This window comes from Acidisoma sp. S159, assembly GCF_009766125.1.
Classification (GTDB): Bacteria; Pseudomonadota; Alphaproteobacteria; order Acetobacterales; family Acetobacteraceae; genus Acidisoma.
Window position 1 is genome coordinate 1 of sequence record NZ_LMUG01000006.1, and the last position, 1,727, is coordinate 1,727.

2 protein-coding genes are annotated in these 1,727 nt (G+C 61.8%); both read right to left on the bottom strand.

Features of this window, described 5'->3' with window-relative positions; genetic code table 11:
• Positions 1-728: 728 nt before the first annotated feature.
• A complete protein-coding gene (locus GSQ92_RS01760) occupies positions 729-1,031 on the bottom strand; it encodes a hypothetical protein (RefSeq protein WP_159012879.1) in 303 nt (100 codons plus the stop codon).
• A 500-nt stretch (positions 1,032-1,531) separates the two neighbouring features.
• A partial coding sequence (locus tag GSQ92_RS29925; RefSeq protein WP_216856710.1) for a 4-fold beta flower protein occupies positions 1,532-1,727 on the bottom strand: 196 nt, incomplete at its 5' end.

The following is a 1,727-nucleotide window of genomic DNA, read 5'->3' on the forward strand; positions in this document are numbered from 1 at the left end:
GATACCAGGACTGCCCCAGCGGTGCGTGAAGCAGACGTGCCAGCTATCCACCTGCGCATCGACCGTCATGAGCGTCCAAACGCCCGCCGTTAGGCTAGCTTGGGTTGAAGCCGACTTCGGTCATGCCGTCGCAGTCGACGTATGCGTCGTCAATTTCGGTCTCGGTGTCGTTCAAGAGGACGGCGACAAGTCTGACCCTGTTGAGACTTGTCGATGGCACTCCGGGTCGCCCATCGGGGCGCGATCCGCATAATGCTGCTTCTTGGGTGGTGGGTCGTATACTGGTAAACCGTAACCGTGAGCATCGCCGATCCCTGTGATGCGCCGTCCAGCATCGCCCGCCACAAGCGCCTTGCTGCGGCCTTTAGCGAGTCAATCCGAGCCTTGGCTCCGGCACCAGTTCCAGCGCCCAGTCTGGATCCGGCCCGTAGCAGAAAGACCGGTGACGCGAGGCGCAGAGGTATGCCGGCGCGGGCGACACCCGGCATTTCTGGCACCGCATCCGCTTTACCGCGTCTAAGACCTTCATGTCGCCGTGCCGCTGCATGAGCAGCCGCGTCCACCGTGGTGGACCGCTTACAGCCTGAGCACTGGGCTTCGATGTGGCAGTTAGGCCAGTCGGAGAGGTAGTGCGCGAGGCGGAATTCAGGCGGGTGCATAACGTGCAGAGTGAGAACAAAATGAGAACGAGTCCAGCCGCTGACGGATTAGGAACGGATTGATGCCGATCAGCGATGGATGAGGGACAGAAGCCGGTCAACGGAGGTGTCGACCCGCTCCAGGAGGTGCCGCAAACTCTCCAAGTGGTCCGCGATGGCGCGCGACCGATCTGCCGGGTCTTCAGGTAGGTGCCGCAGCGCGTATGCCGCGAAGGTCGCCACCCGTTGGAGCGCCTCGATGCCGGCCTGACAATCAGCTCGTGTGGCGGCAGAAGCTCGAGGGCTGAGGCGTCGAAGATGCGCCTTGCCCTCAATCACGCCTTCCTGGGCCCTCTCCAGGGCGTCTCGAATACGACGTTCTCCTGAATTCATGCGATGCCTCCTGTGGCGATCGGCCGGCGGCACGGTAAGGCTGCTGTGCCGCGTCATTGGTTCGTCGCAAAACCGACATTTATCGAAAATGCACGATCTACCGTTTTGGGGGTGATTTAGGCCGAAAATCAGAGCTATTTTGCCTCCGATGCGGCAATTTCGAAGAACTCAGTCAACCCGCGAGCATTTGCTCGCGGGTTGTTAATTCTGCGATGACGGAGCCGCCTGCTATCCCCCGCGCCCCATGACAAACATCCCCGCCCCGCAGCCGCCGCCCATCTGGTAGCGCTTCGCCGTGTCGATCACCTGCACCGTCAGTCCGTTGCTGGCGGGGGCGGGCGTCGCCCACGCCTTGGCGACCTTCTAGCTGACGTCCTCAACCAAAGGGCGGAATGTTGAGAGCTAGGCATCCGCAGTATTTTATCCCCGCCGGACGAACGACCCCGGTCGTCATCGGATGTGGCCGGGAGCCCGTCCGATGACGTTAAGGGCCTGACTGCCTACTCTCTCCGAACGAGCTTCAGGAAGGCCGCCGGTTTTCCCTCTGCTCGGCGAACCTTTCCCGAAGGCAGGCGCGTTCCAAGGAATTGGCCGTCGAGTGAATAGATCTGGCCTGCTTGAAGCTTGGCGATCCGCGCCCCTGACACGAGGTCATAGACGATGCCATCGCGGGTGTAGGCGATGGCCGCACCCTCA

Excerpts from the sequence above, each read along its gene's own strand:
- GSQ92_RS01760 (WP_159012879.1), bottom strand. The coding sequence starts at position 1,031 with ATGAATTCAGGAGAACGTCGTATTCGAGACGCCCTGGAGAGGGCCCAG.